The following is a 26,986-nucleotide window of genomic DNA, read 5'->3' as shown; positions in this document are numbered from 1 at the left end:
TATTACAGGCTTCCCCACCGAAATGATGGACATCAACGAGATTCGCGAATACCTGCCTCACCGCTACCCGTTTCTGCTGGTAGACCGTGTGACGGATCTGGACTTCGAGGCCCAGAGCATTCGTGCCTACAAGAATGTCAGCATCAATGAGCCGTTTTTCAATGGCCACTTCCCGGCACACCCGATCATGCCGGGTGTCCTGATCATCGAAGCCATGGCCCAGGCGGCCGGCATCCTTGGTTTCAAGATGCTCGATGCCAAGCCGGCTGATGGCACCCTGTACTACTTTGTCGGTTCCGACAAACTGCGTTTCCGTCAGCCGGTTCTGCCGGGTGACCAGCTTGTGCTGGAAGCCAAGTTCCTCAGCCGTAAAAGCATGATCTGGAAGTTCGAGTGCCGCGCCCTTGTCGATGGCAAGCCGGTCTGCTCGGCAGAAATCACCTGCGCGGAACGCTCCCTATGAATTCGATTGATCCTCGGGCCATTATCGATCCGTCGGCCAAGCTGGCCGACGGCGTCGAGGTCGGCCCTTGGTCGATCGTTGGCCCTGATGTAGAAATCGGGGAGGGCACCGTTATCGGCCCGCATGTTGTGCTCAAAGGCCCGACCCGCATCGGCAAGCACAACCGTATCTTTCAGTTTTCCTCGATCGGTGAAGACACCCCGGACCTTAAGTACAAGGGTGAGCCGACGCGCCTGGTGATCGGCGATCACAATGTGATTCGCGAAGGGGTGACCATCCACCGCGGTACTGTTCAGGACCGCGCGGAAACCACCGTGGGTGACCATAACCTGATCATGGCCTATGCCCACATTGGCCACGACAGTGTCATCGGCAACCACTGCATCCTGGTCAACAACACGGCGTTGGCAGGTCATGTACATGTGGGTGACTGGGCGATCCTGTCCGGTTACACCCTGGTTCACCAGTACTGCCATATTGGCGCCCACGCGTTTTCCGGCATGGGCACGGCCATTGGCAAGGACGTTCCGGCCTTCGTTACCGTGTTCGGCAGCCCCGCCGAAGCCCGCAGCATGAACTTCGAGGGCATGCGCCGCCGCGGTTTCAGCGACGAGGTGATCCATGTGCTGCGTCGTTGCTACAAGATTGTCTACCGTCAGGGCCTGACCGTCGAAGACGCGATCAAGGAGCTGGCCGAACCGGCCACGCAACACCCTGAGGTCGAGCTGTTCCGTCAGTCGATCCTGAGCTCCGCTCGCGGCATCACGCGCTGATATGGCCCAGCTTTGCGTAGCGCTGGTCGCCGGTGAGGCCAGTGGCGATATCCTTGGTTCAGGCTTGATGCGTGCCCTCAAGGCGCGCCACCCCGACGTGCGTTTCATCGGGGTTGGCGGCCCCTTGATGGAGGCCGAGGGCCTGCAATCCTATTTCCCCATGGAGCGCCTGGCCGTCATGGGGCTGGTCGAGGTACTGGGGCGCCTGCGCGAGCTGCTCAAGCGCCGCAAGCTGCTGATCCAGACCCTGATCGAAGAAAAGCCCGACGTATTCATCGGCATCGACGCCCCTGACTTCACCCTCAACATCGAGCTGAGGCTGCGCCAGGCCGGGATCAAGACCGTGCACTATGTCAGCCCGTCAGTGTGGGCCTGGCGGCAGAAGCGCGTGCTGAAGATCCGCGAAGGCTGCGACCTGATGCTGACGCTGCTGCCGTTCGAGGCGCGGTTCTACGAAGAGCAGGGTGTGCCAGTGCGTTTTGTCGGCCACCCGCTGGCAGACACCATACCGCTTGAAGCCGACCGCCCGGCCGCGCGCGCCGCGCTGGGCCTGGGCGAGGGGCCGGTGGTGGCGCTGATGCCGGGCAGCCGGGGTGGCGAAGTAGGGCGCCTGGGCGCGTTGTTCCTTGACGCCGCCGAGCGCCTCAGCCAACAAGTGCCGGGTGTGCGCTTCGTGTTGCCCTGCGCCAACGCCACGCGGCGCGCCCAGATCGAACAGATGCTTGAAGGGCGCCAACTGCCGCTGACCCTGCTCGATGGCCAGTCGCACCAGGCCCTGGCGGCCTGTGACGCGGTGCTGATCGCCTCGGGCACCGCCACCCTCGAGGCGTTGCTGTACAAGCGGCCGATGGTGGTGGCGTACCGCCTGGCGCCCTTGACCTTCTGGATTCTCAAGCGTCTGGTGAAAAGCCCTTACGTGTCATTGCCGAACCTGCTGGCCCAGCGAGAGCTGGTGCCCGAGTTGCTGCAGGACGACGCTACCAGCGAAGCGCTGGCCAACACCCTGGCGCCGCTGGTGCGCGATGGAAGCCAGCAGACCGAACGTTTCGACGAAATTCACCGCACCCTGCGCCGTGACGCCTCCAATCAGGCGGCCGAGGCGGTACTGGCCCTGCTCAAGGACCGCTGACATGCAAATTGGACTGGACTTCAACCTGGTAGAAGACCTGGTCGCCGGCGTTGACGAAGTGGGCCGTGGCCCGCTGTGCGGCGCGGTGGTAACGGCGGCAGTGATTCTTGATCCCGCGCGGCCGATTCTCGGTCTGAACGATTCGAAGAAACTCACCGAAATCAGGCGTGAGGCGCTGTTCGACGAGATCTGCGAAAAGGCCTTGAGCTTCTGCATCGCCCGCGCCGAAGTCGAGGAAATCGACAGCCTGAACATCCTGCAAGCCACCATGCTGGCCATGCAGCGGGCAGTGGAGGGCTTGCACATTACGCCGAAGCTGGCCCTGATCGATGGCAATCGCTGCCCGAAGCTGGCGGTGCCGGCAGCACCGGTGGTCAAGGGGGATAGCCAGGTGCCGGCCATTGCGGCGGCATCGATCCTGGCCAAGGTGACCCGTGATCGGGAGATGAGTGCGTTCGAACTGATCTACCCGGGTTATGGCATTGGCGGGCACAAGGGCTACCCGACCCCGGTGCATCTCGAGGCCTTGGCGCGCCTTGGGCCTACGCCCATTCATCGGCGTTCCTTCGCCCCGGTGCGGGCGGCTTGGGAAGCGCGCGAAGGCGTCACCGATTCCCTGATCTGACCTATTGGGGCCGCTTCGCGGCCCTTGGCGGGCACGCCCGCTCTCACAGGATTCATCGGTCTGAGCGGCGGGGCCGTACCTGTGGGAGCGGGCGTGCCCACGAAGGGCTGCAAAGCAGGCCCAAAAAAAGCCCCTAGTTAGGCTACAATCCCGCCCTTGTCGTTAAGCTCTGCTACAGGATCTTCCATGTCGGTTCCCTTCGTTCACCTGCGCGTCCACTCCGAATTCTCGCTGGTCGACGGCCTGGTGCGGATCAAACCGCTGGCCAAGGCGCTGACCGGGATGAACATGCCGGCGGTCGCGATCACCGATCAGAGCAACATGTGCTCGCTGGTGAAGTTCTACAAGACTGCCATGGGCGCCGGCATCAAGCCGATCTGCGGTGCCGACCTGTGGCTGGCCGGTGCCGACCCGGAAGCCCCGCTGTCGCGCATCTGCTTCCTGGCCATGGACCCCAAGGGCTATCGCAACCTCACCGAACTGATCTCGCGCGGCTGGACCGATGGGCAGCGCAATGGCCTGGTCATCCTCCAGCGTGAATGGATCGCCCCGGCCAGCGAGGGCCTGATTGCCCTGTCCGCGGGCAAGGAAGGCGACATTGGCATGGCGCTGCTGGCGGGTCGGCAAGACGAAGCCGAAGCGCTTCTTCAAGACTGGATGGGCATGTTCCCCGAGCGCTTCTACGTTGAAGTGCAGCGCACCAATCGCGCACGCGACGAAGAATACGTGCACGCGGCGGTGGCATTGGCCGACAAGCTTGGCGCCCCGCTGGTGGCTACCAACGACGTACGTTTCATCAAGCAGGCGGACTTCGACGCCCACGAGACCCGCGTCTGTATCGGCGAGGGCTGGACCCTCGACGACCCGCGACGTCCGCGTTGCTACAGCGACCAGCAGTACCTGAAGTCGGCCGAGGAAATGGCCGAGCTCTTCAGTGACCTGCCCGACGCCATCGCCAACACCGTTGAAATTGCCAAGCGCTGCAACATCCAGGTGCAGCTGGGCAAGTACTTCCTGCCTGACTTCCCCACGCCCAACGGCATGGGCATCGACGACTACCTGCGGCATGTGGCCCACGAAGGCCTGGAAGAGCGCCTGGCCGTGCTGTGGCCGAAAGAAACCACGCCCAATTACGAAGAAAAGCGTCAGGTTTACCTGGACCGCCTGAAGTTCGAACTGGACATCATCATCCAGATGGGCTTCCCCGGTTACTTCCTGATTGTTATGGACTTCATCAAGTGGGCCAAGAACAACGACGTACCGGTTGGCCCGGGCCGCGGTTCGGGCGCTGGCTCGCTGGTGGCCTATGTACTGAAGATCACCGATCTCGACCCGCTGGCCTACGACCTGCTGTTCGAGCGCTTCCTCAACCCTGAACGTGTTTCCATGCCCGACTTCGACGTCGACTTCTGCATGGACGGCCGTGACCGGGTGATCGACTACGTGGCCGAGGCGTACGGCCGTAATGCGGTGAGCCAGATCATCACCTTCGGTACCATGGCCGCCAAGGCGGTGGTGCGTGACGTGGCGCGGGTGCAAGGCAAATCCTATGGCCTGGCCGACCGCCTGTCGAAGATGATCCCCTTCGAAGTGGGCATGACCCTGGAGAAGGCCTACGAGCAGGAAGAAATCCTGCGTGACTTCCTCAAGGGCGACGAAGACGCCCGTGAAATCTGGGACATGGCCCTGAAGCTGGAGGGTGTGACCCGGGGTACCGGCAAGCACGCCGGTGGTGTGGTTATCGCACCGACCAAGCTCACCGACTTTTCGCCGATCGCCTGTGATGAAGAGGGTGGTGGCCTGGTAACCCAGTTCGACAAGGATGACGTCGAGGCCGCCGGCCTGGTGAAGTTCGACTTCCTCGGCCTGCGTACCTTGACCATCATCAAGTGGGCGATGGAGATCATCAACCGCGAGCAGGCCAAGAAGAACCTGCCCGACCTCAACATCGACTTCATCCCGCTGGACGACCGCAAGACTTACGAGCTGCTGCAGAAGGCCGAAACCACGGCGGTGTTCCAGCTTGAATCGCGTGGCATGAAGGAGCTGATCAAGAAGCTCAAGCCCGACTGCCTGGAAGACCTGATCGCACTGGTTGCGCTGTTCCGCCCGGGCCCGCTGCAATCGGGCATGGTGGACGACTTCATCAACCGCAAGCACGGCCGCGCCGAGCTGGCCTACCCGCACTCCGACTACCAGTACGAAGGCCTCAAGCCGGTACTGGCGCCGACCTACGGCATCATCCTGTACCAGGAACAGGTGATGCAGATCGCCCAGGTCATGGCGGGTTACACCCTGGGTGGCGCCGACATGCTGCGCCGGGCCATGGGTAAGAAAAAGCCCGAGGAAATGGCCAAGCAGCGCGGTGGTTTCATCGAAGGTTGCGTAGCCAACAATATCGATGCGGACCTCGCCGGTAACATCTTCGACCTGGTAGAGAAGTTCGCGGGCTACGGCTTCAACAAATCCCACTCCGCCGCCTATGGCCTGGTGTCGTACCAGACCGCCTGGCTGAAAACCCACTACCCGGCGCCGTTCATGGCTGCGGTCCTGTCGGCGGATATGCACAACACCGACAAGGTAGTGGTGCTGGTGGAGGAGGTGCGCAGCATGAAGCTGCGCCTAGACGCGCCGGACGTGAACTTTTCGGACTTCAAGTTCACCGTCAACAACGACGGCCGTATCGTCTACGGCCTTGGCGCCATCAAGGGTGTCGGCGAAGGCCCGGTGGAGGCGATTGTCGAGGCGCGTGCCCAAGGCGGTCCGTTCAAGGACCTGTTCGATTTCTGTGAACGCATCGACCTCAAGCGGGTCAACAAGCGTACCCTTGATGCGCTGGTGCGCAGTGGCGCGCTGGACCGCCTTGGCCCGCACTTCCATGACGAGATCAAGGCCTACCACGCCAACATCGACATCAACCGGGCAACCTTGCTGTCGGCGCTGGGCGAGGCCATCAAGGCAGCCGAGCAGGCTGCGCATACCGCTGACAGTGGTCATGTCGACCTGTTCGGCAGCATGTTCGACGCGGCAGATGTCGACGTCTATGCCAACCATCGCAAGGTGCGCGAGCTCACCCTCAAGGAGCGTCTGAAGGGGGAGAAAGACACCCTTGGCCTGTACCTCACCGGCCACCCGATCGACGAGTACGAGACCGAGATCCGCCGCTTCGCCCGCCAGCGCATCGTCGACCTCAAGCCGTCGCGCGAAACCCAGACCATCGCGGGCATGATCATTGCCTTGCGGGTGATGAAGAACAAGAAGGGCGACAAGATGGGCTTCGTCACCCTGGATGACCGTTCCGGACGGATCGAGGCATCGCTGTTTGCCGATGCCTTCATGGCGGCACAGTCCTTGCTGCAGACCGATGCCATGGTGGTGGTGGAAGGCGAGGTCAGCAATGACGACTTCTCCGGGGGCTTGCGCCTGCGGGTGAAGCAGGTGATGACCATGGAAGACGCGCGCACCAAGCTGGCCGAGAGCCTGCGCCTGAAGGTGGCGCACGACGCACTGAAGGGCGACCGGCTGAAATGGCTGGGCGAGTTGATCACCCGCCATCGCGGTGCTTGCCCGATCACGCTGGAGTACACCGGCAGCGACGCCAAGGCCATGCTGCAGTTTGGCGAGCAGTGGGCGATCGACCCAGCCGATGGGCTGATTCAGGCGCTGCGTGACCAGTTCGGGCGTGAGAACGTCTTCCTGCAATATCGTTGAACCGACAAAAATTTAATCTCGACCTGAATGCGCCTGATCCCTTAAGGTATGGCGCCAAACGGATCAACCGGCCGGCCGCCTGGCCGTAGACCCAAGACGGATGACTATGAACCCGAATTTCCTCGACTTCGAACAGCCGATTGCCGACCTGCAAGCCAAGATCGAAGGCCTGCGCCTGGTGGGCAACGACAACTCGCTGAACATCAGCGATGAAATTGCCCGTCTGCAAGACAAGAGCAACACCCTGACCGAAAGCATCTTCGGCAACCTGACCAGCTGGCAGATCGCCCGCCTGGCCCGTCACCCGCGTCGTCCTTACACCCTGGACTACCTGGAGCACATCTTCACCGAGTTCGAAGAGCTGCACGGGGACCGTCACTTCTCTGACGACGCCGCCATCGTGGGTGGTACTGCGCGTCTGGACGGCAAGCCGGTCATGGTCATTGGCCACCAGAAGGGCCGTGAAGTGCGCGAGAAAGTGCGTCGCAACTTCGGCATGCCGCGCCCGGAAGGCTACCGCAAGGCCTGCCGCCTGATGGAAATGGCCGAGCGCTTCAAGATGCCGATCCTGACCTTCATCGACACGCCGGGCGCCTACCCGGGCATCGACGCCGAAGAGCGCAACCAGAGTGAAGCCATCGCCTGGAACCTGCGGGTCATGGCACGCCTGAAAACCCCGATCATCGCTACCGTGATTGGTGAGGGTGGTTCCGGTGGTGCACTGGCCATTGGCGTGTGCGACCAACTGAACATGCTGCAGTACTCCACCTACTCGGTTATCTCGCCGGAAGGCTGTGCCTCGATTCTGTGGAAAACTGCCGATAAAGCAGCAGACGCGGCCGAGGCCATGGGCATCACCGCCGAGCGTCTGAAGAGCCTGAACATTGTCGACAAGGTCATCCAGGAGCCGCTGGGCGGCGCCCACCGTGACCCGGCCAAGATGTCCGAAAGCATCCGTGCCGATCTGGTGCAGCAGCTGGACATGCTCGGCAAGTTCGACAACGATGCGCTGCTGGCTCGTCGCTACGAGCGCCTGATGAGCTACGGCCTCTGATTCTGATTTGCCCCGGGGGCCGTTTTGCGGTCCTTGTGATTGATGGCACCGGCTTCGCCGGTGTTCGCGGGTAAACCCGCTCCTACAGGTATTGCGCTGCCCTTGAGGCTTGCGCCGTACGTGTGGGAGCGGGCATGCCCGCGAATGCTTTCTGGAATCGAGCGAGGGCTAGATGATCAACCTCACTCCTTGGCTCAACGCCCCCACCTGGTACGTCGCCTTCTCCGGCGGCCTCGATTCCACCGTCCTCCTGCACCTGCTGGCCGAATACGCCCGCAACCACGCATCCCCCCCGCTGCGCGCCATCCATATCCACCACGGCCTGCAAGCTGCTGCCGACGCCTGGCCCGCCCACTGCCAGGCCATCTGCGACAATTTCGACGTTGAACTTCAGGTCATCCACGTCCAGGTCTCCCCAGGCGCCAGCCTGGAACAGGCGGCCCGAGATGCCCGCTATGCCGCCTTCAGGCAAGTGCTCGGCCCGGGCGATATCCTGTTCACCGGCCAGCACCGCGACGACCAGGCCGAGACCCTGCTGTTCCGCCTGTTGCGCGGTGCCGGCCTGCGGGGCCTGGCGGCAATGCCGGGGCAGCGGGCGCTGGGGCAGGGCAGCCTGGTCAGGCCGTTACTGGCCTGTTCCCGGCAACATTTGCAGGATTATGCGCAAGCCCAAGGGCTGACCTGGATCGAAGACCCGTCAAACGTCGACACACAATTCGCTCGCAACTACCTGCGCGGCGAAGTGATGCCGCACTTGCAGCAACGTTGGCCACAGGCCAGCCAGAACTTCGCCCGTGCAGCAGAGCATCTGGGCGAGGCGCTGGGTTTGCTGGACGAACTGGCCCAGGAGGATCTGGCGCTTGCGGGCAAGGGGGCGCCCATCGCCTGGCCGGGGCTGGATTCCCTCGACCTGGCCGCCCTGCTGGCGTTATCGCCGGCCCGTCAGCGCAATGCCTTGCAGTACTGGCTGAGCCAGCGCACCCGTTTGCCCGATACCCGGCATTGGGCCGGCTGGGCAGACCTGCGCGATGCCGCTGCCGATGCCCAACCAGTCTGGCGGCTTGCCGATGGACGGTTGGTGCGTAGCCACGGGCGTATCTGGTGGCTGAGCGGTGATTGGCTACAGCAACCGGCTGGCTCGCTGGCCTGGCCCGACCCTGATGGGCCGTTGCGTTTGCCGGGCAATGGTTGCGTGCGTCTTGTTGGCGCAGCCGTGCCGAGCGGGTTGCGCATTGCCTACCGTCAGGGGGGGGAAATGCTGGAGGTTCCCGGCCGTGGCCGGCGGGACCTCAAGCGCCTGCTCAACGAACAGCAGGTGCCGCATTTCCTGCGCTCGCGCCTGCCGTTGCTGTATCAAGGCGAACGCCTGCTGGCGGTGGCCAACCTGCCCGGGCTGGTGCAGGCGGATTGCCAACTGCACTGGCAGTTACCGACGAACGCGCAAGGTTTGAGCTGAAGGGTACATTCCGGTAGACTACCCTCCCTTCTTGATACAACTTCTGTGGGTTCCGCGAAAACACAGGGGTTGCCGATTACCAAGCAGTTTTTTGCCGAGCTGATTCTGGAAATGACGAGCGAACGCCATGCCGGGTATACCCTGGCTGTACAGACGCGGCAGTTTTTCGAGATGCACTGTGATTGACGCAGGTGATCGGGGGCTTCGGCCTTCCTTCGCTTTCTCCGGCGGCGCTGGCCGCCTTAACGCAGACTTCTAGGGTTTTTCATGACGCGCTACATATTCGTCACGGGCGGTGTTGTTTCTTCATTGGGGAAAGGCATTGCCTCGGCTTCCCTGGCGGCCATCCTGGAAGCGCGGGGCCTGAAGGTCACCATGCTCAAGCTGGATCCGTACATCAACGTCGACCCGGGCACCATGAGCCCGTTCCAGCACGGTGAAGTGTTCGTCACCCACGATGGCGCCGAGACCGACCTCGACCTGGGGCACTACGAGCGGTTCATCCGCACCACCATGACCCAGAACAACAACTTCACCACCGGCCGTATCTACGAGCACGTGCTGCGCAAAGAGCGTCGTGGTGATTATCTGGGCGCGACCATCCAGGTCATCCCGCACATCACCGACGAAATCAAGCGTCGCATCATCAAGGGTGCCGGCGATGCCGACGTGGCCCTGGTGGAGATCGGCGGTACCGTGGGTGATATCGAGTCGCAGCCGTTCCTCGAGGCGATTCGCCAGCTGCGTGTCGAAGTGGGCTCCAAGCGTGCCATGCTGATGCACCTGACCCTGGTCCCGTACATCGCCACCGCTGGCGAAACCAAGACCAAGCCGACCCAGCACTCGGTCAAGGAGCTGCGCTCCATCGGCCTGCAGCCTGACGTGCTGATCTGCCGCTCCGACCACCCGGTGGATGCTTCGTCGCGTCGCAAGATCGCGCTGTTCACCAACGTTGAAGAGCGTGCGGTGATTTCGCTGGAAGACGTCGACACCATCTACAAGATCCCGGGCGTGCTGCATGCTCAGGGCCTGGACGACTTCGTCGTCGAGCGCTTCGGCCTGCAGTGCAATGGCGCCGACCTGTCCGAGTGGGACAAGGTGGTCGATGCCAAGCTCAACCCGGAGCACGAAGTGACCATCGCCATGGTCGGCAAGTACATGGAGCTGCTGGATGCGTACAAATCGCTGATCGAAGCGATGAGCCACGCCGGCATCACCAACCGGACCAAGGTCAACCTGCGCTACATCGATTCGGAAGACATCGAGAACCAGGGCACCAGCCTGCTCGAAGGCGCCGATGCTATCCTGGTACCGGGCGGTTTCGGCCTGCGCGGTGTGGAAGGCAAGATCACTGCGGTGCAATACGCCCGTGAGAACAAGGTACCGTACCTGGGTATCTGCCTGGGCATGCAGGTGGCCGTCATCGAATTCGCCCGTAACGTGATGGGCTGGAAAGACGCCAACTCCACCGAGTTCGACCGTAACAGCGGCCACCCAGTGGTCGGCCTGATCACCGAGTGGGCCGATGCCACCGGTGCCGTCGAGACCCGCGACGAGGCTTCCGACCTGGGCGGCACCATGCGCCTGGGCGCACAGGACTGCCAGCTGGCTGCCGGTTCCAAGGTGCACGACTGCTACGGCAAGGACGTGATCACCGAGCGTCACCGTCACCGCTACGAAGTGAACAACAACCTGCTGCCACAATTGGTGGACGCTGGTCTGGTGGTTTCCGGCCGTTCCGAAGACGGCGCGCTGGTGGAAGTGGTCGAGTCCAAGGATCACCCGTGGTTCGTCGCTTGCCAGTTCCACCCGGAGTTCACCTCCACCCCGCGTGACGGCCACCCGCTGTTCAGTGGTTTCGTCAAGGCAGCCCTGGCTCAGAAGAACAAGGCCTGATCGATGACCCAGAAGATCATTCGCGTCGGTAACATCGAGATCGCCAACGACAAGCCGTTCGTCCTGTTCGGCGGCATGAACGTTCTGGAATCCCGTGACCTGGCGATGAAGGTCTGCGAAGAGTACGTGCGGGTTACCGAGAAGCTCGGTATCCCGTACGTGTTCAAGGCCAGTTTCGACAAGGCCAACCGTTCGTCGGTAACGTCCTACCGTGGCCCTGGCATGGAAGAGGGGCTGAAGATCTTCGAAGAGATCAAGCGCACCTTCAACGTGCCGGTGATCACCGACGTGCACGAGCCTTACCAGGCCGAGCCCGTCGCCAAGGTATGCGACATCATCCAGCTGCCGGCTTTCCTGTCGCGGCAGACTGACCTGGTGGTGGCCATGGCCAAGACCGGCGTGGTGATCAACATCAAGAAGGCTCAGTTCCTCGCACCTCAGGAAATGAAACACATCCTGGCCAAGTGCGAAGAGGCCGGTAACGACCAGTTGATACTCTGCGAACGTGGTTCGAGCTTCGGCTACAACAACCTGGTGGTCGACATGCTGGGCTTCGGCATCATGAAGCAGTTCGAGTACCCGGTGTTCTTCGACGTGACCCACGCCCTGCAGATGCCGGGTGGCCGCGCCGATTCCGCCGGCGGTCGTCGGGCCCAGGTCACTGACCTGGCCAAGGCCGGCATGAGTCAGGGCCTGGCCGGGCTTTTCCTCGAAGCCCACCCCGACCCGGACAACGCCAAGTGCGATGGCCCATGCGCCCTGCGCCTGGATAAACTGGAGCCGTTCCTGGTCCAGCTCAAGCAATTGGACGACCTGGTGAAAAGTTTTCCGACGGTAGAAACCGCGTAAAGCTCATTTCTCGGGTAAAGTACCGCCCGATCCACCCCTGACCAGTCGGTCAGGGGCTCCCTTCATCAGGCCTGCCCAAAGCAAGTTCGCCCGGTGAACGGCAAGAATTTCCTAAGCTAAGTTGTTTTCGTCAAATTCTGGAGTGCTTACAACAATGGCAAAAATCGTCGACATCAAAGGTCGTGAAGTTCTCGATTCGCGTGGCAACCCCACTGTGGAAGCCGATGTACTGCTCGACAACGGCATCATCGGCAGCGCTTGCGCGCCGTCCGGTGCTTCTACCGGCTCGCGCGAAGCGCTGGAGCTGCGTGATGGCGACAAGAGCCGTTACCTGGGCAAGGGCGTGCTGAAGGCTGTCGCCAACATCAACGGTCCGATCCGTGACCTGCTGCTGGGCAAGGATCCTTCCGACCAGAAGGCTCTGGACCGCGCCATGATCGAACTGGACGGTACCGAGAACAAGGCCAAGCTGGGCGCCAACGCCATCCTGGCTGTTTCCCTGGCTGCCGCCAAAGCTGCTGCCCAGGACCTGGACCTGCCGCTGTACGCGCACATCGCCAACCTGAACGGCACCCCGGGCCAGTACTCGATGCCGGTTCCGATGATGAACATCATCAACGGTGGCGAGCACGCCGACAACAACGTCGACATCCAGGAGTTCATGGTTCAGCCGGTTGGCGCCAAGACCTTCTCTGACGGCCTGCGCATGGGTACCGAAATCTTCCACCACCTCAAGGCCGTCCTGAAGGCCCGTGGCCTGAACACCGCCGTAGGTGATGAAGGTGGTTTCGCCCCTAACCTGGCATCCAACGAAGACGCCCTGGGAGCCATCGCTGAAGCTGTCGAAAAAGCCGGCTACAAGCTGGGCACCGACGTGACCCTGGCCCTGGACTGCGCGGCTTCCGAATTCTACGAAGACGGCAAGTACAACCTGTCCGGCGAAGGCAAGTCGTTCGACGCCGAAGGCTTCGCCGACTACCTGAAAGGCCTGACCGAGCGTTTCCCGATCATTTCGATCGAAGACGGCCTGGACGAGTCCGACTGGGCTGGCTGGAAAATCCTCACTGACAAGATCGGTGAAAAAGTCCAGCTGGTCGGTGACGACCTGTTCGTGACCAACACCAAGATCCTCAAGGAAGGCATCGAGAAGGGCATCGGTAACTCGATCCTGATCAAGTTCAACCAGATCGGCTCGCTGACCGAAACCCTGGAAGCCATCCAGATGGCCAAGGCTGCTGGTTACACTGCAGTGATCTCGCACCGTTCCGGTGAAACCGAAGACTCGACCATTGCCGACCTGGCTGTGGGTACTGCTGCTGGCCAGATCAAGACGGGCTCGCTGTGCCGTTCCGACCGCGTTTCCAAGTACAACCAGCTGCTGCGCATCGAAGAGCAACTGGGCGCCAAAGCGGTTTACCGCGGTCGTGCCGAGTTTCGCGGCTAAGCAAGAGATGGTAAAAAGGCAGCAGCCGGAGTTGTAGGAACGTTCGTACTGAACTTTCCTACGTACTAACGGGTTTCTGTCGACGAAGCCTGGCCTCGGCCAGGCTTCGTGCTATTCGAGGCCCCGAAGTAAAAAGTACGCGGCAGCCTTTTTAACCTGGATAACGTGATGCGCAGTCCCTATTGGTTGTTCCTCGTTCTGCTCTTGCTGTTGGGTGGCCTGCAGTACCGCCTGTGGGTGGGTAACGGCAGCCTGGCGCAAGTGACCGAACTGAAGCAGCAGATTGCCGATCAGCATGCCGAAAACGAGCGCTTGCTCGAACGTAATCGTGTGCTCGATGCTGAAGTGCTAGAGCTGAAAAAAGGCATGGAGACCGTTGAAGAACGGGCCCGCCATGAATTGGGGATGGTCAAAGAGGGCGAAACCCTCTTCCAGTTGCCACAGAAATGATCGATACCTTACCGGCCTTCTGGGCCGTGATTCCTGCGGCGGGTGTAGGTGCCCGCATGGCTGCCGACCGCCCCAAGCAATACCTGGAGCTGGCTGGGCAGACCCTTCTCGAGCACAGCCTCGACTGTTTTCTTGGCCACCCGGCGCTTAAGGGCGTGGTGGTCAGCATTGCCGAAGATGACCCGTACTGGCCTGGCCTGCGCTGCGCCAGCGACCCACGCATCCAGTGCGCGGCGGGCGGGCGTGAACGCGCTGACTCGGTGCTTAACGCCTTGCTGGTGCTGCATGCCCAGGGGGCGGGGGATAGCGACTGGGTGCTGGTGCACGATGCTGCGCGGCCGAACCTGGCGCGCAGCGACCTGGACAAGCTGTTGTCGGAGCTGGCGGACGACCCGGTGGGTGGCCTGCTGGCGGTGCCGGCGCGCGACACCCTCAAGCGTGCCGACAGCCATGGCCGGGTGAGTGCTACCGTGGACCGCAGCACGATCTGGCAGGCGTACACACCGCAGATGTTCCGCCTTGGAGCGTTGCACCGGGCGCTGGCTGAGTGCCTGGTGTCGGATGTGGTGGTGACCGATGAAGCTTCGGCCATCGAATGGTCCGGTCAGGCGCCGCGGCTGGTGGAAGGGCGCAGTGACAACATAAAGGTGACCCGGCCCGAAGATCTCGAATGGTTGCGCCAGCGCTGGGCGGGTAAACGCTGAGCGCTCTCCTGGGCTGGCCTTTTCGCGGGTAAACCCGCTCCTACACTGGATTGCATCGGTGGTTGGACACAGACCGTCGTAGGAGCGGGTTTACCCGCGAAAGGGCCGGGCCTGCTGGCCAATCCCCACCCGCCGTTCCCCGTTGCCGCCGCCACCGTATTCGCGGGTAAACCCGCTCCTACACAGGCTTCGGTGGTTGGACACAGACCGTCGTAGGAGCGGGTTCACCCGCGAAAGGGCCGGGCCTGCTGGCCAATCCCCACCCGCCGTTCCCCGTTGCCGCCGCCGCCGTATTCGCGGGTAAACCCGCTCCTACACAGGCTTCGGTGGTTGGACACAGACCGTCGTAGGAGCGGGTTTACCCGCGAAAGGGCCGGGCCTGCTGGCCAATCCCTACCCGCCGTCCACCGTTGCCGCCGCCACCGTATTCGCGGGTAAACCCGCTCCTACACGGTGGTAGACACACACCGGTGGTTGGACGCAGGCCGTCGTAGGAGCGGGTTCACCCGCGAAGAGGCCAGTACATGCAGCACATCCCGTCAGCCGAAACGATATTCCGGCAACCCCGCCAACCCCTCCTTCAGGTAATCCACCAGCCGCCTTACCTTCGGCGACAGGTGCCTCTGCTGCGGATACAGCGCCCACACCGCCGTATTCGGCGGTTGGTGCGACTCCAGCAGCGACACCAGCGCACCACTGTTCAGGTGTTCCAGCACGTAGTAATCCGGCAACTGGCACAACCCGATCCCTTGCAGCGCCGCATCCAGCACTGCCTGGCCACTGTTGCAGCGCCAGTTACCCTGTACCCGCTGGCTGATCTCACGGCCATCCTGCTGTAGCGCCCACAAGTCCGAACTCCCCACCAGGCAATTGTGCCGCGCCAGCTCCGACAGGCTGTGTGGCCGGCCATAGCGCTCAAGATAGGCCGGCGAGGCACACAGGTACATGCGCCTTGGCGCCAGGCGGGTAGCCACCAAGCGAGAGTCGGCCAGGCGGCCCAGGCGGATGGCCAGGTCCATGCCTTCATGCAGCAGGTCGAGGGTGTGGTTGCTCAGCTCCACATCCACGCGCAACTGCGGGTACAGCGCCATGAATCGCGTCACCAGCGGCACGATGAAGCGCTCGCCGTAGGCCACTGCGCACGTCATGCGCAACAAGCCCTTGGGTTCGCTGGCCAGGTCGCCCATGGCGCGCAGCGCTTCCTCACGGCCATCCTGCAAGCGTTGGCAATGCTGCAGGAAGGTCTGCCCGGCTTCGCTCAGGGCTACACGGCGGGTGCTGCGATACAGCAGACGCGTTTGCAGGCGGTCCTCCAGCCGGGCGATCTGCCGGCTGATGTGCGATGAGGAAACCCCCAGGCGTTCGGCGGCGGCAGTGAACTGGCCCGATTCGGCCACGGCGACAAATTCGTCGATGCCTTCCCATCGGCTGCTCATCGATTATCCCTGTGTGGCAATAATGTTTTGTCTTTGGCCTGATTATTCATCAAAAGGCGCTGAATTACACTGCATGACTGAATCGATCCACTGTCTGGAGACCTTTGATGATCAAGTCCCGTGCTGCCGTAGCCTTCGAAGCCAAGAAACCCCTGGAAATCGTCGAAGTCGACGTGGCCATGCCAAAGGCCGGTGAAGTGCTGCTGCGCGTGGTCGCCAGCGGTGTCTGCCACACCGATGCCTATACCCTCTCCGGTGCTGACCCGGAAGGTATCTTCCCGTCGATCCTCGGCCACGAAGGCGGTGCCATCGTCGAAGCGGTAGGCGAGGGGGTGACCTCGCTCGCCGTGGGTGACCACGTCATCCCGCTGTACACCCCGGAATGCGGCAAGTGCAAGTTCTGCCTCTCGGGCAAGACCAACCTGTGCCAGGCCATCCGCGCCACCCAGGGCAAGGGCCTGATGCCGGACGGCACCACGCGCTTCTCGTACAAGGGCCAGCAGCTGTTCCACTACATGGGCACCTCGACGTTCTCCGAATACACCGTGCTGCCGGAAATTTCCGTGGCCAAGATCCAGAAAGAAGCACCCCTGGAAAAGGTCTGCCTGCTGGGTTGCGGCGTCACCACCGGTATCGGCGCGGTGCTCAACACTGCCAAGGTCAAGCCCGGTGATACCGTGGCCATCTTCGGCCTCGGTGGCATCGGCCTGTCGGCCGTGATCGGTGCGGTCAAGGCCAAGGCCTCGCGTATCATCGCCATCGACATCAACCCGGCCAAGTTCGAAATCGCCCGCCAGTTGGGTGCCACCGATTGCGTCAACCCGAAAGACTACGATCGCCCGATCCAGGAAGTGATCGTCGACCTCACCGATGGTGGCGTGGACTTCTCCTTCGAGTGCATCGGCAACGTTCAACTGATGCGCGCCGCCCTGGAATGCTGCCACAAGGGCTGGGGTGAGTCGGTCATCATCGGTGTGGCCGGTGCCGGCCAGGAAATTTCCACGCGTCCGTTCCAGCTGGTTACCGGTCGGGTTTGGCGTGGTTCGGCGTTCGGCGGCGTGCGTGGCCGCAGCGAGCTGCCGAGCTACGTGGAAATGTCCGAGAAAGGCGAGATCCCGCTGGACACCTTCATCACCCACACGATGGGTCTGGAAGACATCAACAAGGCCTTCGACCTGATGCATGAAGGCAAGAGCATCCGTAGCGTGATCCACTTCTGAGGTCTGCCATGAGCCTGGATAACATCTCCTGCCAGAAGAGCTTCGGCGGCTGGCACAAGCGTTACCGGCATCAGTCCAAGGTGCTGGGTTGCGATATGGTGTTCGCGGTGTACCTGCCGCCGCAGGCCGAGCAGGGCGAAAAGCTGCCGGTGCTGTACTGGCTCAGCGGCCTCACCTGCACCGACGAGAACTTCATGCAGAAGGCCGGCGCCCAGCGTCTGGCCGCCGAGCTGGGGCTGATCATCGTTGCCCCCGATACCAGCCCGCGTGGCGAGCAGGTGCCGGGCGACCCGGACGGCGCTTGGGACTTCGGCCTGGGTGCTGGCTTCTACCTCAACGCCACCCAGCAACCCTGGGCCCAGCACTACCGCATGCACGACTACGTGGTGGAGGAGTTGCCAGCCCTGATCGAGGCGCACTTCCCGGCGTCGGGCGAGCGCAGCATCAGCGGCCACTCCATGGGTGGGCATGGCGCGCTGGTGTGCGCCTTGCGCAATCCGGGGCGCTACCGCTCGGTGTCGGCATTCTCGCCGATCAGCAATCCGATGGATTGTCCGTGGGGCGAGAAGGCCTTCAGCCGCTACCTGGGTGAAGACCGTGGACGCTGGCGTGAGTGGGATGCCAGTGTGCTGCTGGCCGAAACCCCTGCTGGCCAATGCCCGCCGTTGCTGGTGGACCAGGGCGACCGTGACGACTTCCTCGAGAAGCAACTCAAGCCTGAAGCGCTGGAGCAGGCGGCACGCAAAGGTGGCCATGAAATGACCCTGCGTATGCAGCCGGGTTATGACCATAGCTACTACTTCATTGCCAGCTTCATCGAGGAACACCTGCGCCATCATGCGGTGGCACTGGGGCGGGTTTAACGCCTCCTGTGGGAGCGGGCGTGCCCGCGAAGGGCTGCACAGCAGCCCCAATCCCACAAATCCCCTGCAAAGCAGGTAGAATCACGCCCTGACTCATTCAGGGCGTTTTCTTATGCGTATTGGCCACGGCTACGATGTGCACCGTTTTTGCGACGGTGATTTCATTACCCTGGGCGGGGTGCGTATCCCCCACAAATACGGCCTGCTGGCCCACTCCGACGGTGACGTGCTGCTGCACGCCCTGAGCGATGCCTTGCTTGGCGCTGCGGCGCTGGGCGACATCGGCAAGCACTTCCCTGACACTGACCCGCAGTTCAAGGGGGCTGACAGCCGCGTGCTGCTGCGCCATGTGGTCGGCATCGTCAAGGCCAAGGGCTGGAAGGTCGGCAACGTTGACGCCACCATCGTCGCCCAGGCACCGAAAATGGCCCCACACATCGAAACCATGCGCCAGCTGATCGCCGAAGACCTGCAGGTCGAGCTCGACCAGGTCAACGTCAAGGCCACTACCACAGAGAAGCTTGGCTTTACCGGCCGCGAGGAGGGCATTGCCGTGCATTCGGTCGCCCTGCTGCTGCCAGCATGACCGAACTGGAACTGCTGGGCCCGCGCGCATCGGGCGAACCCCTGGGCACCGCCATCCTCAAAGCGGTCGCCGAAGACTTTCAGGTTGACGAAGTCCTGGATATACCGCTATCGGGCCAAGGCGAGCACCTGTGGCTGTGGGTCGAGAAGCGTGATCTGAACACTGAAGAAGCTGCCCGGCGCCTCGCCCGCGCCGCTGGCGTGCCGGTGCGCAGCATCAGCTACGCCGGCCTGAAGGACCGCCAGGCGCTGACCCGCCAGTGGTTCAGCCTGCACCTGCCGGGCAAGGCCGACCCGGATCTGTCGCGTGCCGAGGATGCCAGCCTGCGTGTGCTCAAGCAGGTGCGTCACCAGCGCAAACTGCAGCGCGGCGCGCATTCGGCCAACGGGTTCACCTTGCGCCTGACCGCCCTGGCTGCCGATCACCAGGCGGTGGATGCCCGCCTGGAGCAGCTCAGGCAGCAAGGTGTGCCCAACTATTTCGGCACCCAGCGCTTCGGGCACGGGGGTGGCAACGTCCATGAGGCCCTCGATTGGGCCGCGCGCAAGGCTTTGCCTGAACAGCGCAACGTGCGTTCGCGGCTGCTTTCGGCCGGGCGCAGCTACCTGTTCAATCAGTTGCTGGCTGCGCGTGTGGCTGACGGTAGCTGGGCCCGAGCCCAGGTCGGCGACCTGCTGGCGTTCACCGACAGCCGCAGTTTCTTCCCGGCGGGTGAGGCGGAATGTGCCGACCCGCGCCTGGCGATTCTCGACTTGCATCCAACCGGCCCGATGTGGGGGGAGGGCGCTTCACCTGCTGGCGGTGCGCCTGCGCAGCTGGAAAACGCTATCGGCGCACGTCAGCCGGCACTTTGCCAGTGGCTGGCCCAGGCGGGCATGGATCACGAACGGCGAATTCTGCGGCTCCCTATTGGCGGCCTGACGTGGCATTATCCCGAGCCTGATATCCTGCAACTGGAATTCGTCCTGCCGGCCGGATGCTTCGCCACCGTGGTGGTGCGTGAAGTCGTGGATCTGGTGTCGGCAGGGCAGACGGACAGCCCATGCGTATTCTGATTTCGAATGACGACGGTGTTACCGCACCTGGCATCGCCGCGCTGCACGCTGCGCTGGCGGATTATGCCGAGTGCGCGGTGATCGCCCCGGATCAAGACAAGAGCGGCGCCAGCAGTTCGCTGACGCTGGACCGGCCACTGCATCCGCAGACCTTGGCCAATGGCTTCATCAGCCTCAACGGCACGCCGACCGACTGCGTGCACCTGGGGCTCAATGGGCTGTTGCCGCAGATGCCGGACATGGTCGTGTCGGGGATCAACCTCGGTGCCAACCTGGGCGATGACGTGCTGTATTCGGGAACGGTCGCTGCGGCGCTGGAAGGCCGCTTCCTCGGCGGTACCTCGCTGGCGTTCTCGCTGTTGTCGCGCCAGCCGGACAACCTGCCGACTGCGGCCTATATCGCCCGTCGTCTGGTCGAGGCACAGTCGCGCCTGGTGTTGCCGCCACGCACCGTACTCAACGTCAATATTCCCAACTTGCCGCTGGAGCACATCCGTGGCATCCAGCTCACCCGTCTCGGTCACCGGGCGCGGGCGGCGGCGCCCACCAAGGTGGTCAACCCGCGTGGCAAGGAAGGCTACTGGATTGCCGTGGCCGGTGATGCCGAGGACGGCGGCCCGGGCACCGACTTCCACGCGGTGATGCAAGGCTACGTATCGATTACCCCGTTGCAGCTCGACCGCACCTTCAATGATGCCTTCGAGCAGCTCGATGGATGGCTGGAGGGCCTGCTTTGATGCGTGAGGACGATATGCTGCGGCGTGGCATCGGCATGACCTCTCAGCGTACCCGGGAGCGGCTGATCCAGCGCTTGTGCGAAGAGGGGGTTTCGAACACCAAGGTGCTCGACGTGATCCGTCGTACGCCGCGCCACCTGTTCGTCGACGAGGCGCTGGCGCATCGGGCTTACGAAGACACCGCGCTGCCGATCGGCCACAACCAGACCATCTCCCAGCCGTTCATGGTTGCTCACATGAGCGAGTTGTTGCTCGAGGCCGGGCCGCTGGACAAGGTGCTGGAGATTGGCACCGGTTCGGGCTACCAGACGGCGATCCTGGCCCAGCTGGTCGAGCGAGTGTTTTCGGTAGAGCGCATCAAGGTACTGCAGGACCGGGCCAAAGAGCGCCTGGTGGAGCTTAACCTGCGCAACGTGGTCTTCCGCTGGGGTGACGGTTGTGAGGGTTGGCCGGCGCTTGCGCCGTACAACGGCATCATCGTCACCGCCGTGGCGCCGGAAGTGCCACAGGCACTGCTCGACCAACTGGCACCCGGTGGGCGCATGGTCATCCCGGTAGGGCCGGCCGGCGAAGCGCAGCAACTGATGCTGATCGTGCGCGAGGAGCATGGATTCTCCCGTCGGGTACTGGGGGCTGTGCGTTTCGTGCCGCTGCTCAATGGTCCCCTGGCCTGAGGCCTGTTGATCCGAGCTGTGCGGGCATGAGGCGCGGTGTATTTTTGTGCCGGTGGCGAATTCTTGTCGCTTCGCCCTGTCTATCAGGCGGTGCGAAGCGCTGACGCACAGCGTGCACCGGGGTTTTATGCCCGTCTTTTGTACCCGTCTGCCATTACCGGCTGGCTTGGTTATAATTGCAACAATATTGCATTTCTTGTCTTCATATCGATTTTCGGCACCATGAGGGGAGCGCGGGTGGGTCACACAGTCATTCGGCAGCGCAAGGACGGGTCGGGTTTCAAGCTTCTGGTGATTGCATTGGCCATGGGCTCGCTTCTGGTGGGGTGCTCAAGCACCAGCAGCAACAGCGCGCGGGTGGTCGACCGCAACAACACCGTGCCCAAGCGCCCGGTGGTGACTTCTGGGCAATACATCGTCAAGCCAGGCGACACCCTGTTCTCCATCGCCTTCCGTTATGGCTGGGACTACAAGGAGCTGGCTGCACGCAACGGCATTCAGGCGCCTTATACCATCCGCCCGGGCCAAGCGATTCGTTTCAGCAGCGGTTCCAGCAGCCGCACCACGGTGGTGTCCAGCCCGTCCTCGTCAAGCCGCACCACGGTCACGCGGCGGCCTGTGGGCAGCACTGCCACGGCGCCTGCCAGCACCAGCAAACCGGCCACGTCGACGCCTTCCGCCCCTGCCCCTGTGGTCGCTACCGTACCAGCCGCAGAGCGCGCGGTAGGTGGGTGGACCTGGCCTGCCAATGGTGTACTGATTGGAAAATTCGCTTCAAACGGTAGTTTGAATAAAGGCATTGATATCGCCGGTGATTTGGGACAGCCTGTTTTTGCTGCGTCTGATGGTGCGGTGGTTTATGCCGGGAGTGGTTTGAGGGGCTACGGCGAGCTGATCATCATCAAGCACAGCGACACCTACGTCAGTGCCTACGGTCATAACCGCAGGCTGTTGGTTCGGGAGGGGCAGCAGGTCAAGGCAGGGCAGTCGATTGCTGAAATGGGGTCTACGGGCACAGATCGGGTGAAGCTGCATTTCGAGATTCGCCGCCAGGGCAAACCCGTCGATCCACTCCAGTTCCTGCCACGTCGTTGACCGTTGTACCCAGCCTGTTCCTGTGATGTAGAGGGGACAGGCTCAAGCGCTGCCAGGGAGAAAGGTGCCGCTCGAGTCTGAGTTCGAACTCAGCAAAGGATTATAACAATGGCTCTCAGTAAAGAAGTGCCGGAGTTTGACATCGACGATGACGTCCTCCTGATGGAGACGGGTATCGTTTTGGAAACGGATGTGGTGTCAGACGAACCTGCTGTATCTTCGGTTCGGACGAGGGCCAAATCGGGCTCTTCGCTCAAGCAACACAAGTACATCGATTACAGCAGGGCGCTCGATGCCACCCAGCTGTATCTCAACGAGATTGGTTTCTCGCCGCTGCTTTCGCCGGAAGAAGAAGTGCATTTTGCGCGCTTGTCGCAAAAGGGTGACCCTGCCGGCCGCAAGCGCATGATCGAAAGCAACCTGCGCCTGGTTGTCAAAATTGCCCGTCGATACGTGAACCGTGGCCTGTCGTTGCTCGACCTCATCGAGGAGGGCAACCTGGGGCTGATCCGTGCGGTCGAAAAGTTCGACCCGGAGCGTGGTTTCCGTTTTTCGACCTATGCGACCTGGTGGATTCGCCAGACCATCGAACGGGCGATCATGAACCAGACCCGTACCATTCGCCTGCCGATCCACGTAGTCAAGGAACTGAACGTCTACCTGCGCGCCGCGCGCGAGCTGACGCAGAAACTCGATCACGAGCCCTCGCCGGAAGAAATCGCCACCTTGCTGGAAAAGCCGGTCGCCGAGGTCAAGCGTATGCTCGGCCTGAACGAGCGGGTGTCTTCGGTAGACGTGTCGCTTGGCCCGGATTCGGACAAGACCCTGCTCGATACCCTGACCGACGACCGCCCGACCGACCCGTGCGAACTGCTGCAGGATGACGACCTGTCGCAGAGCATCGATCAGTGGCTGGGTGAGTTGACCGACAAGCAGCGTGAAGTGGTTGTACGCCGCTTTGGCCTTCGCGGCCATGAAAGCAGTACCCTGGAGGATGTTGGGCTGGAGATCGGCCTTACCCGTGAACGCGTGCGGCAAATCCAGGTGGAAGGGCTCAAGCGCTTGCGCGAGATCCTTGAAAAGAATGGTCTGTCCAGCGAGTCATTGTTCCAGTAGCTAGCGCTGTAACAAAAGACGCCCCGATCATCTCGGGGCGTTTTTGTTTGTGGCGAAAAGCGAGTTGCCCTTCAGATTGCCCGAGGCGCATGGCGCCCATACGCTACCTGGCAAGACATCTATCAAATGTGTACCGCGCTACCCCGGTAACATCGCGTGTAAGCCTTTGCTTACTCGTTGTGTAAGCTTTCCATGCAACCTTCAGTAAATCAAAGTCGTTTCCAAAGGCTGCCTTTTTACAACCCATTGAAAAGCATGGTTTATTCACCGGTGAGTAAATGTGTCCGCGGAAATACCTTGCAAGGTCCATCGCTTGCTCGCCGGGCTGAACCCGCTAGTATTCGAACTGTGCACAGGGACATGCACAGGCTTTCAGGATGAAGGCCAGGGACATCGCAAGAAGCGATTTCATCAGGATGATGTTTGGGACAAGCAGGGACTACGGAAAAAATGTGGGCGGGTCAAACCGCCCCTTTTTTTTGCCTGTAGGAAAACAAAAAAGGCCCCGAAGGGCCTTTTTCGCGTCTGGGCGCTATCAGCGCTCCAGGTCGGCAATCTTGCCAGGCTTGCCATCCCATTCTTCAGCGTCCGGCAGGGCGTCCTTGCGCTCGGTGATATTAGGCCAGATTTCCGCCAGCTCGGCGTTCAGCTCGATGAAGTTTTCCATGCCCGAAGGCACTTCGTCTTCCGAGAAGATGGCTTGCGCTGGGCACTCCGGCTCGCACAAGGCGCAGTCGATGCACTCGTCCGGGTGGATGACCAGGAAGTTCGGGCCTTCGTAGAAGCAGTCCACCGGACAGACTTCCACGCAGTCGGTGTATTTGCATTTGATGCAGTTGTCGGTGACGACGAAGGTCATTTCTAATTCTCTCCTCAGGCGACGGCGGCGGCCCTTCCTCTCAGGGCCGCGCGGTTTACGGGCATGTGGCTGCAGGCCAGGCTAATAACCTGCAGCACCAGCAAACCGCGGCGGATTCTACCAGCTTGTAATGGGCGCCGTTATAACAGGTTCTTTAGTTGATATAGCATTTCGATAGCTTGACGCGGGGTCATGTCGTCCAGTTGCAGCTTGCCCAGCTTCTCGATGGCTGGATGAGGCAGGCTGGCAAACAAGTCGCTCTGGTGCGGCACTTGCGGCGCGTCCTTGGCCTTGTGGGCCGCAGGCTGCTCATGGGGCAGGCTGGTGGTTTCCAGCCGGCCAAGGTGTTCGCGAGCACGCTGGATCACTGCCGTCGGTACGCCGGCCAGCTGTGCAACGGCCAGGCCGTAGCTTTGGCTGGCAGGGCCGGGTAGCACGTGGTGCAGGAACACGATGCGTTCATTGTGCTCGGTGGCGTTCAGGTGCACGTTGGCCACCAGCGGCTCGCTCTCCGGCAGCACGGTCAGTTCGAAGTAGTGGGTGGCGAACAAGGTGTAGGCACGCAGCTGGGCCAGGCGCTCAGCGGCAGCCCAGGCCAGCGACAGGCCGTCGAAGGTGCTGGTGCCGCGGCCCACTTCGTCCATCAGCACCAGGCTGCGGTCGGTGGCGTTGTGCAGGATGTTGGCGGTTTCGCTCATCTCCACCATGAAGGTCGAGCGCCCGCCGGCCAGGTCGTCACTGGAGCCGATGCGGGTGAATATGCGGTCGACCAGCGATAGCTCGCAGCTGGCTGCCGGCACGAAGCTGCCGATGTGCGCCAGCAGCACGATCAGGGCGGTCTGGCGCATGTAGGTCGACTTACCGCCCATGTTCGGGCCGGTGATGATCAGCATGCGCGTACTGTTGTCCAGGCCCAGGTCGTTGGCCACGAACGGCGTGGTCAGCACCTGCTCCACCACCGGGTGGCGGCCCTGCTCGATGCGCAGGCAAGGCTCGTCGACGAAGCGTGGGCAGTTAAGGTCGAGGTTCAGTGCGCGCTCGGCCAAGTTGCTGAGCACATCCAGCTCGGCCAGCGCGGCGGCGCTGTCCTGCAGCGGCGCCAGGTGGCTGATCAGGGTTTCCAGCAGCGCGTCGTAGAGCATCTTCTCGCGGGCCAGGGCGCGGCTCTTGGCCGACAATGCCTTGTCCTCGAACGCCTTCAGCTCCGGGGTGATGAAGCGCTCGGCGCCTTTGAGGGTCTGGCGGCGGATGTAGTCGCCCGGGGCCTGTTCGGCCTGCTTGGTCGGCAGTTCGATGAAGTAGCCGTGCACGCGGTTGTAGCCGACCTTGAGGTTGGCCAGGCCGGTGCGAGCCTTTTCTCGGGCTTCCAGGTCGATCAGGAACTGGCCGGCGTTCTCGCTGATTGCCAGCAGCTCGTCCAGTTCGTTGTCATAGCCGGCCTTCAGTACGCCGCCGTCGCGGATCACCGCCGGCGGGTTATCGATGATCGCCCGCTCCAACAGGCTGGCCAGCTCCGGATAGGTACCGGTAATGGCCGCCAGACGCGCCAGGTGCGGTGCTTCGAGCTCGGTCATGGCGTTCTGCAGCTCTGGCAACGCACCCAGCGCATCGCGCAGGCGTGCCAGGTCGCGCGGGCGGGCATTGCGCAGGCCAATCCGGGCGAGGATCCGCTCGATATCGCCAATTTCCTTCAACTGCGGCTGCAGCTTCTCGAAGCGGTAGCTGTCGAGCAGGCAGCGGATCGAGTCCTGGCGTGCTTGCAGCACCTTGAGGTCGCGCAGCGGGCGGTTCAGCCAGCGGCTCAGCAGGCGGCTGGCCATGGCGGTCTGGCAGCGGTCGATCACCGATTGCAGGGTGTTGTCGCGCCCGCCGGCCAGGTTGATGTCCAGCTCCAGGTTGCGCCGGCTGGCCCCATCGAGGATGACCGTATCGTCCAGACGCTCGTGGCGCAGGCTGCGCAGGTGCGGCAGGGCGGTGCGCTGGGTTTCCTTGGCGTAGGTCAGCAGGCAGCCGGCGGCGCCGATGGCCAGGGTCAGTTTGTCGCAGCCGAAGCCCTTGAGGTCCTTGGTCGCGAACTGCTGGCACAGGGCCTTGCGTGCCGAGTCGCGGTCGAAGTCCCAGGGTGCGCGGCGGCGGGCGCCTGGGCGTTTCTCCGCAGGCAGGTCCCGTGGCCAGTCGTCGGGGATCAACAGCTCGACCGGGTTCAGGCGCTCGAGTTCGGCCAGCAGGTTTTCCCAGCCCTTGATCTCCTGCACGCTGAAATTGCCGCTGGTGATGTCCAGTACCGCCAGGCCGAACAGGCGCTCGTCACCGAGCAATGCTGCAATCAGGTTGTCGCGGCGCTCGTCGAGCAGTGCCTCGTCACTGACCGTACCCGGGGTGATGATGCGCACCACCTGGCGCTCCACCGGGCCCTTGCTGGTGGCGGGGTCGCCGATCTGCTCACAGATCACCACCGACTCGCCGAGCTTGACCAGCTTGGCCAGGTAGCCTTCCAGCGAATGGAACGGAATCCCGCACATGGGGATGGACTGGCCGGCCGACTGACCGCGGGCGGTCAGGGTGATATCCAGCAGTTTCGCGGCCTTTTTCGCATCTTCGTAGAAGATCTCGTAGAAGTCGCCCATGCGGTAGAACATCAGCTGGTCCGGGTGCTGGTTCTTCAGCTTCCAGTACTGCTGCATCATCGGGGTGTGTGCGGAAAGATCTGACATTCAGGGCCTTACAGGGGGGATCTGGTTGGCGATGGTAAACCCGTAATGGTACAGGCTTTTTCGTTGCGATGCAGGCG

The 26,986-nt window shown here is 62.4% G+C and carries 23 protein-coding genes; 20 read left to right on the top strand and 3 right to left on the bottom strand.

Features of this window, described 5'->3' with window-relative positions; translation table 11 throughout:
• The first annotated feature begins 22 nt into the window (after positions 1–22).
• The 12 genes from fabZ to ispD all read left to right on the top strand — a co-directional run bounded on the left by fabZ (position 23) and on the right by ispD (position 14,554).
• A complete protein-coding gene (gene fabZ / locus AC3RCM_RS21710) occupies positions 23–463 on the top strand; it encodes a 3-hydroxyacyl-ACP dehydratase FabZ (RefSeq protein WP_003252314.1) in 441 nt (146 codons plus the stop codon).
• The gene (gene lpxA / locus AC3RCM_RS21705) at positions 460–1,236 is read left to right on the top strand and encodes an acyl-ACP--UDP-N-acetylglucosamine O-acyltransferase (protein WP_104887136.1); all 777 of its coding nucleotides are present in this window, start codon (positions 460–462) and stop codon (positions 1,234–1,236) included. The genes fabZ and lpxA overlap by 4 nt, the downstream gene beginning before the upstream one ends.
• Position 1,237: 1 nt before the next feature.
• Positions 1,238–2,365, top strand: a complete 1,128-nt coding sequence (gene lpxB / locus AC3RCM_RS21700; protein ID WP_064490981.1) for a lipid-A-disaccharide synthase — start codon at positions 1,238–1,240, stop codon at positions 2,363–2,365.
• Between the two features lies 1 nt (position 2,366).
• On the top strand, positions 2,367–2,990 hold the full coding sequence (gene rnhB, locus AC3RCM_RS21695; protein ID WP_104887137.1) for a ribonuclease HII: 624 nt from the start codon (positions 2,367–2,369) through the stop codon (positions 2,988–2,990).
• Positions 2,991–3,176: 186 nt separating this feature from the next.
• Positions 3,177–6,701 (top strand): DNA polymerase III subunit alpha, encoded by a 3,525-nt coding sequence (gene dnaE, locus AC3RCM_RS21690; protein ID WP_010952683.1) that lies wholly within the window; start codon positions 3,177–3,179, stop codon positions 6,699–6,701.
• A 106-nt stretch (positions 6,702–6,807) separates the two neighbouring features.
• Complete coding sequence (locus AC3RCM_RS21685) at positions 6,808–7,755, top strand: acetyl-CoA carboxylase carboxyltransferase subunit alpha (protein WP_003252323.1); 948 nt, start codon at positions 6,808–6,810, stop codon at positions 7,753–7,755.
• Positions 7,756–7,927: 172 nt separating this feature from the next.
• On the top strand, positions 7,928–9,211 hold the full coding sequence (tilS, locus tag AC3RCM_RS21680; RefSeq protein ID WP_492629133.1) for a tRNA lysidine(34) synthetase TilS: 1,284 nt from the start codon (positions 7,928–7,930) through the stop codon (positions 9,209–9,211).
• Positions 9,212–9,478: 267 nt separating this feature from the next.
• On the top strand, positions 9,479–11,107 hold the full coding sequence (gene pyrG / locus AC3RCM_RS21675) for a CTP synthase (RefSeq protein ID WP_012270851.1): 1,629 nt from the start codon (positions 9,479–9,481) through the stop codon (positions 11,105–11,107).
• Positions 11,108–11,110: 3 nt separating this feature from the next.
• Positions 11,111–11,956: a 3-deoxy-8-phosphooctulonate synthase gene (gene kdsA / locus AC3RCM_RS21670; protein WP_010952685.1), complete on the top strand. Its 846-nt coding sequence runs from the start codon at positions 11,111–11,113 to the stop codon at positions 11,954–11,956.
• A 154-nt stretch (positions 11,957–12,110) separates the two neighbouring features.
• Entirely contained in the window at positions 12,111–13,400 is a 1,290-nt protein-coding gene (gene eno, locus AC3RCM_RS21665; protein WP_064490979.1) for a phosphopyruvate hydratase, read from the top strand.
• Between the two features lie 168 nt (positions 13,401–13,568).
• Complete coding sequence (gene ftsB / locus AC3RCM_RS21660; RefSeq protein ID WP_004576849.1) at positions 13,569–13,850, top strand: cell division protein FtsB; 282 nt, start codon at positions 13,569–13,571, stop codon at positions 13,848–13,850.
• Entirely contained in the window at positions 13,847–14,554 is a 708-nt protein-coding gene (ispD, locus tag AC3RCM_RS21655; RefSeq protein WP_064490978.1) for a 2-C-methyl-D-erythritol 4-phosphate cytidylyltransferase, read from the top strand. Before ftsB ends, ispD begins: the two co-directional genes overlap by 4 nt.
• 539 nt (positions 14,555–15,093) lie before the next feature.
• On the opposite strand, the gene AC3RCM_RS21650 is transcribed toward ispD, so the two are convergent.
• Positions 15,094–15,990 carry a LysR substrate-binding domain-containing protein gene (locus AC3RCM_RS21650; RefSeq protein WP_064493437.1) on the bottom strand — a complete coding sequence of 299 codons (897 nt, stop codon included), beginning with the start codon at positions 15,988–15,990 and terminating at the stop codon, positions 15,094–15,096.
• Between the two features lie 107 nt (positions 15,991–16,097).
• Here AC3RCM_RS21650 and AC3RCM_RS21645 point away from each other — a divergent pair, with 107 nt between their 5' ends.
• The 8 genes from AC3RCM_RS21645 (at position 16,098) to rpoS (ending at position 23,336) form a co-directional block, all read left to right on the top strand.
• Entirely contained in the window at positions 16,098–17,210 is a 1,113-nt protein-coding gene (locus AC3RCM_RS21645) for an S-(hydroxymethyl)glutathione dehydrogenase/class III alcohol dehydrogenase (protein ID WP_014592131.1), read from the top strand.
• A gap of 8 nt (positions 17,211–17,218) precedes the next feature.
• Positions 17,219–18,073 (top strand): S-formylglutathione hydrolase, encoded by an 855-nt coding sequence (gene fghA / locus AC3RCM_RS21640; RefSeq protein ID WP_104887140.1) that lies wholly within the window; start codon positions 17,219–17,221, stop codon positions 18,071–18,073.
• 112 nt (positions 18,074–18,185) lie between these two features.
• The gene (gene ispF, locus AC3RCM_RS21635; RefSeq protein ID WP_016501146.1) at positions 18,186–18,659 is read left to right on the top strand and encodes a 2-C-methyl-D-erythritol 2,4-cyclodiphosphate synthase; all 474 of its coding nucleotides are present in this window, start codon (positions 18,186–18,188) and stop codon (positions 18,657–18,659) included.
• Positions 18,656–19,714, top strand: a complete 1,059-nt coding sequence (gene truD, locus AC3RCM_RS21630) for a tRNA pseudouridine(13) synthase TruD (RefSeq protein WP_064493438.1) — start codon at positions 18,656–18,658, stop codon at positions 19,712–19,714. The genes ispF and truD overlap by 4 nt, the downstream gene beginning before the upstream one ends.
• Positions 19,702–20,451 (top strand): 5'/3'-nucleotidase SurE, encoded by a 750-nt coding sequence (gene surE / locus AC3RCM_RS21625; RefSeq protein ID WP_010952690.1) that lies wholly within the window; start codon positions 19,702–19,704, stop codon positions 20,449–20,451. The genes truD and surE overlap by 13 nt, the downstream gene beginning before the upstream one ends.
• Positions 20,452–20,486: 35 nt before the next feature.
• Positions 20,487–21,125, top strand: a complete 639-nt coding sequence (locus AC3RCM_RS21620) for a protein-L-isoaspartate(D-aspartate) O-methyltransferase (protein WP_003252348.1) — start codon at positions 20,487–20,489, stop codon at positions 21,123–21,125.
• A 237-nt stretch (positions 21,126–21,362) separates the two neighbouring features.
• Positions 21,363–22,220, top strand: a complete 858-nt coding sequence (locus AC3RCM_RS21615) for a peptidoglycan DD-metalloendopeptidase family protein (protein ID WP_064493439.1) — start codon at positions 21,363–21,365, stop codon at positions 22,218–22,220.
• A 108-nt stretch (positions 22,221–22,328) separates the two neighbouring features.
• Positions 22,329–23,336: an RNA polymerase sigma factor RpoS gene (rpoS, locus tag AC3RCM_RS21610; protein WP_003252351.1), complete on the top strand. Its 1,008-nt coding sequence runs from the start codon at positions 22,329–22,331 to the stop codon at positions 23,334–23,336.
• A 535-nt stretch (positions 23,337–23,871) separates the two neighbouring features.
• Here the strand turns inward: rpoS and fdxA are convergent.
• Positions 23,872–24,195 carry a ferredoxin FdxA gene (gene fdxA, locus AC3RCM_RS21605; protein WP_003252355.1) on the bottom strand — a complete coding sequence of 108 codons (324 nt, stop codon included), beginning with the start codon at positions 24,193–24,195 and terminating at the stop codon, positions 23,872–23,874.
• A gap of 140 nt (positions 24,196–24,335) precedes the next feature.
• Positions 24,336–26,909: a DNA mismatch repair protein MutS gene (mutS, locus tag AC3RCM_RS21600; protein ID WP_010952693.1), complete on the bottom strand. Its 2,574-nt coding sequence runs from the start codon at positions 26,907–26,909 to the stop codon at positions 24,336–24,338.
• Between the last annotated feature and the right edge of the window lie 77 nt (positions 26,910–26,986).

Source organism: Pseudomonas sp. GW823-FHT05G12, from assembly GCF_058795575.1.
Note: the sequence above shows the minus strand (reverse complement) of the source record. Positions and strands in the feature narration are given on the sequence as shown.